Source organism: Thermococcus sp. (assembly GCF_027066465.1).
In the GTDB taxonomy this organism is placed as follows: Archaea; Methanobacteriota_B; Thermococci; order Thermococcales; family Thermococcaceae; genus Thermococcus.
On the sequence record NZ_JAMONU010000189.1, the window covers coordinates 1 to 4,419 of the forward strand.

Annotated in this window: 5 protein-coding genes; all 5 read right to left on the bottom strand. The window is 55.0% G+C overall.

Features of this window, described 5'->3' with window-relative positions; all coding sequences use genetic code 11:
• Nucleotides 1–104: 104 nt before the first annotated feature.
• Genes MVK46_RS09375 through MVK46_RS09395 form a run of 5 tightly spaced genes read right to left on the bottom strand, consistent with a single transcriptional unit; the run spans nucleotide 105 to nucleotide 4,136 of the window.
• Nucleotides 105–1,535 carry an alkaline phosphatase family protein gene (locus tag MVK46_RS09375; protein WP_297536414.1) on the bottom strand — a complete coding sequence of 477 codons (1,431 nt, stop codon included), beginning with the start codon at nucleotides 1,533–1,535 and terminating at the stop codon, nucleotides 105–107.
• A gap of 1 nt (nucleotide 1,536) precedes the next feature.
• Nucleotides 1,537–2,475 (bottom strand): DHH family phosphoesterase, encoded by a 939-nt coding sequence (locus MVK46_RS09380; RefSeq protein WP_297536415.1) that lies wholly within the window; start codon nucleotides 2,473–2,475, stop codon nucleotides 1,537–1,539.
• A gap of 35 nt (nucleotides 2,476–2,510) precedes the next feature.
• Nucleotides 2,511–2,690, bottom strand: a complete 180-nt coding sequence (locus MVK46_RS09385) for an antitoxin family protein (protein WP_297536416.1) — start codon at nucleotides 2,688–2,690, stop codon at nucleotides 2,511–2,513.
• A 47-nt stretch (nucleotides 2,691–2,737) separates the two neighbouring features.
• Complete coding sequence (gene sat / locus MVK46_RS09390; RefSeq protein WP_297536417.1) at nucleotides 2,738–3,877, bottom strand: sulfate adenylyltransferase; 1,140 nt, start codon at nucleotides 3,875–3,877, stop codon at nucleotides 2,738–2,740.
• Nucleotides 3,878–3,914: 37 nt separating this feature from the next.
• Entirely contained in the window at nucleotides 3,915–4,136 is a 222-nt protein-coding gene (locus tag MVK46_RS09395; protein ID WP_297536418.1) for a CopG family transcriptional regulator, read from the bottom strand.
• Nucleotides 4,137–4,419 lie beyond the last annotated feature (283 nt).

The window sequence follows — 4,419 nt, forward strand, 5'->3', positions numbered from 1 at the left end:
CCTCTTCAACGAGTTCTCTGGGAATCCCCCTCTCCTCGAGTCTCTGAAGCGCATGGGGTATGAACCTGATTTCCATTGGCCGACCCTCTCAAAAAATAAGGGACTCACGGGAGAATGCTCTCTCCCTTGAGCTTCTCGGCTTCCTCCTTCAGGCCGAAGAGTGTAAGTACCGTTGGGGCCACGTCGTAGATTGTCAGCTGGGTCTGCTTTGCTTCGTCGAAGCCCGGGAGGTAGAGCGAGAACACGCCGATTTCCGAGTGGTTCGCGTCGTCCGGCCCGGTGTCGTTCTCGGGCAGGTAGTTGCTTTCCCAGCCGATAGTTCCGGCGGCGCGCCAGTTGAGGTTGTCGAAGTAGACCATTATGTCGGGCTTGCTCCCCCTCGCGACCGGGTAGATGTCCTCAGGGAAGTAGACGCGGTTGTCCCACTTCTCGCCGTTAGGCCCTCTAATGGAGCGTATAAGCTCGGCCACTTCTTCTCTAACCTCGTCGAACCTGCTCTTCGGAACCTTGCCGAACAGCTCCCTGCCCTTCACGTTGAGGAAAACGCGTGAGTAGTAGCCTCCCCAGCCCCACGCTACCGTTTCCTTCCAGTCAACCTTTATCTGCTCGAAGCGCTTGATTTTCCCGTCGTGGAGAACCTCCGGGTTTCTGACCTTGAGGAGGCCCTCCTCTGCCAGCCACTGGTTGACCGCGAAGTTGCCGTGCATCCCCTTTATGCCGTGGTCGGAAACTATCATCACGGCCGTCTCGTCGAGGTCTATGAGCTCGAGCGTCTTTCCGATTTCCTTATCCAAGAGCTTCCAGTAGTCGGGAATGACGTTCTCGTACTCGTTGCCCTTTCCGGGGTAGAGGTGGTGGTTGGGGTCGAAGTAGCGCCAGAAGGCGTGGTGAACCCTGTCCAGGCCAATCTCGACGAAGTGGAAGTAGTCCCACTCCTTCTCGCTCAAAAGATAGCGGATTACCTCGAAGCGCTTTTCCGTCATCTCCCAGAGGCCTTCCTTGACCTCGTCTTTGGCCTCCTTCCTGAAGGGGACGTCGAAGATGTACTCGCCGACGAGGCGCTCAATTTCGCCCTTGAGCTCCTTAGGATAGGTGTAGTCCACGCTCGCATCTGGAGTTATGAAACAGCTGACGAGGTGGCCGTTTATCGGCTTCGGTGGGTAAGTTGGCGGGACTCCGACGATTATCGACTTCTTTCCCCTCGCCCCAAGGTAATCCCAGAGCGTCGGCTCTTTCACCTTCTTGCTGTGGGCAATCCAGTACTCGGTGTAGCTGTGGCCCTTCCTGTGCCTGAAGCCGTAGAGGCCTAGCTCTCCTGGCGTTTTGCCGGTGACCATCACCATCCACATGGGAATGGTTATCGCCGGAATGCCAGTCTTCATCGGCCCGTGAATCGAGCGCTCTATGAGCTTCCTCAGGTTCGGCAGTTCGTCGTAGAACTTCCCGAATAGTAGCTCCGGCGGAGCCGAGTCGAGACCGATGACGAAGAGCTTCTTAGCTTTTTCCATACCTTCCTTAACCTTTTCCTCGAACATCTCACCACCCCAGTTGCTCCTCTATCAGCTTCAAAACCTCATCAACCTTTCCCCTCTCGCAGACGCAACCGAGAACTTCCCTCTTGCCACCGGCGTTCGCGCCTGTTTTCTTAACCCTCTCTATCAGGGCCTTCATGTCAATCTTTTCGGCCGTTTCAGGGGAGATTCTGAAGTAGAGCTGGGCCTTTCCGTGGAAGTTCCGGTTGATGACAACCGCTCCCCTGTAGTTCATCTCCCACACGAGCCTTCTGGCGACTTTTGAGATTATGTTGTAGGGACTCTCAAAGCGGACGAAGGCGAAACCGCTTCTCTCCTCAACTCTGGAAATGGCTTTTTCGATTGACTCCCTTATCGCCTCTGCCTTCTTAACCCACGGCTCGTGGTCGAGGAGTTCCTTGAGCGGATTGTTCAGGAGAACCTTCACGGCTTCCTCAACGCTCTCCCTGTCCATGGCTATGTAATTGGAATCTACAAGCTCCACGAGCCTTAAAGCCTCTTCCCGCGAGAGCCCTTCTCTCTCCAAAAGCCTCTTGACCCACCCAAACTCGAACGCCCTCTCGCCGATGTCGCCGATTGCCCCGAGGGCGGTCCACGCGTTGAAGAGGTTGAAGCGCTCCGAGACCACGAGGGAGCACGAGGGATAATAGCTCCCTTCGAGCGACGGGTTCACCTGCTCAACGAGCGGGTTTTTTATTCTCGGCTGGCTGTGGTGGTCGATGAAGAGCGTGGGAACTTTAACCCTCTCGACCTCGCTCGGAACGTTGAAGTCCAGAACGTAGAGCCTCTCGGCCCTTTCGATTGCCCTCCAGATTCTCTCGTCGAAGAGGAACTCTCCTATCTCAGAGGTCATGTTGGTAAAGTCATCGAGGTTAAGCGCCTTCACGAGAAGTGCCGTTGAAGTGATTCCGTCCGTGTCCCAGTGGTGGACGATTAGGTTCACCTAACTCACCTCATTGGATTCAAGGGCCTTCTTATTTAAAACCTCTCCCCCAAGAACTCCCTGAGGGCGTCTTTCTCAACTTTCTCGCTGAATTTCTCAATGATGTCCGCTAACCCAAGCTCGACGATTACCTTACCGTGAGTTCCCTCCTTGAGGCTCACCTTCTTCAACGGCTTGAAGACGCCGTTCTCATAAACTACCTCGACTTCCTCCATCAGTCCCACCGATAAAAGATGGATGAGAAGGGTAATAACGTTTCGCCTCATTCCACAAAGGGGTTCTCGAAGCTCCTGACGACCTCGTAAACCTCCGGACGCATCATGTACTCCGGCGGCTTTTCCCCTGCCATTATCATCTTCCTGAGCTTGGTTCCGCTTATGTGGACGTGGAATTCCTCGCCGTGCGGGCATATCTTGGCGTTGACCATTCCGCCGCACTTCTTGCAGTAGAACGCTTCCCTTATGAACATCGGGGTTATGCCGAGGTCGGGGAACTCATCGAAGAGGTCCCAAGCCTCGTAGGGGCCGTAGTAGTTTCCAACACCCGCGTGGTCCCTGCCAACGATGAAGTGCGTCGCCCCCATGTTCTTCCTCATTATGGCGTGGTGTATGGCTTCTCTCGGCCCAGCGTAGCGCATCTCGTAGCGAACCGTTGCGAGGGTCGCACTGTCCTTTGGATAGTAGTGCCTGAACAGGGCCTCGTAGGCCTTTATTATGACCTCGTCCTTGTAATCACCTTTCTTCTTCCTCCCGAGGACCGGGTTCACGAAGAGTCCGTCCACGAAGGTTAAAGCGGCCTTCTGCACGTACTCGTGGCCGCGGTGCGGGACGTTCCTCGTCTGGAAGGCCACTATCGTCTTCCAGCCGAGCTCCTTGAAGAGAACCCTCGTTTCAACCGGCCTCAGGGTGTACTTCGCGAACGGATTTGGGACCTCGTTGAGAAGCTCGATTTCACCGCCGACCAGGTAATTGCCCATGTTCATGACCCTTGCAACGCCTGGATGTGCCGGGTCATCTGTCTTGAAGACCTTGACCGCGAACTCCCTCTTGTCGTAGGTGTAGATTTCCTCGACGTGCATCCTCGCTACCGGGAGGTCCTCGTAGTAGAGGAGGATTGCATCGCCCTCGTCGAAGTTTGGCTTTTCAACGTCGAGGACAATCGGAATCGTCCAGGGCAAATCGTTGCTCAGGCGCATCTCGTTGAGAACGCTCCCGAAGTCGTCGCTCGTGAGGAAGCCTTTAAGCGGAGAGTAAACGCCGTGGGCGATGTTCTCGATGTCTATGGCGCGGCCGTGCTCAATCTGAACGCGGGGGTATTCACTCTGCTCACTCAAAATCCTCTCGCGGGTTCTCTCGGCGACGATGCGCCTGACGAGCTTTCCGCCGTGGGGCTTTGAGACCATTCTACCACCTCAGTTCACTTAACCAAAAGAAACGGAATCAGTCGAGGTAGCCGAGGGCCCTGAGGCGCTCCTTGACTTTCTCTTCCTCCTCCTCGCTGAAGACTTCCTCCTCTTCCTCCTCGAGGTTTGCAAGGACCTCTCTGAGGACGTAGGTAACGTACTCGTCAACGCTCTCGAATCCGGCTTCTTCAACGCGCTCCTTTATCCTGTCGTAGAGGCTCTTCGGGATTTTGACCTCGACCAGCTCCTCCATTTCCATCACCGTTACCACTACGGGCGTTAATTTTAAAGGTTTGCCTCCCAACTGAAACCTTTTTATATTCTGGCCTTTGATTATAAATTCGGTGTCCTTTATAATTCGAGGTGAGCGGAATGTTCGAGGACGTGAACGACTTTGAGACGGCTTTCAAGAGACTGCTCGACGAGGTTCTTGAGTTCGACCTGGGCAACCCCTTCGACGGAGCGGACAAAATCCTCTGCATCGAGCCTCATCCGGACGACTGCGTTATAGGAATGGGCGGAACGATAAGGAAGCTGACCGA

Bases quoted from the DNA above. Each gene is read 5' to 3' on its own strand.
- sat (WP_297536417.1), bottom strand. From the start codon at position 3,877: ATGGTCTCAAAGCCCCACGGCGGAAAGCTCGTCAGGCGCATCGTCGCC.
- MVK46_RS09395 (WP_297536418.1), bottom strand. From the start codon at position 4,136: ATGGAAATGGAGGAGCTGGTCGAGGTCAAAATCCCGAAGAGCCTCTAC.
- MVK46_RS09385 (WP_297536416.1), bottom strand. From the start codon at position 2,690: ATGGAGGAAGTCGAGGTAGTTTATGAGAACGGCGTCTTCAAGCCGTTG.
- MVK46_RS09375 (WP_297536414.1), bottom strand. From the start codon at position 1,535: ATGTTCGAGGAAAAGGTTAAGGAAGGTATGGAAAAAGCTAAGAAGCTC.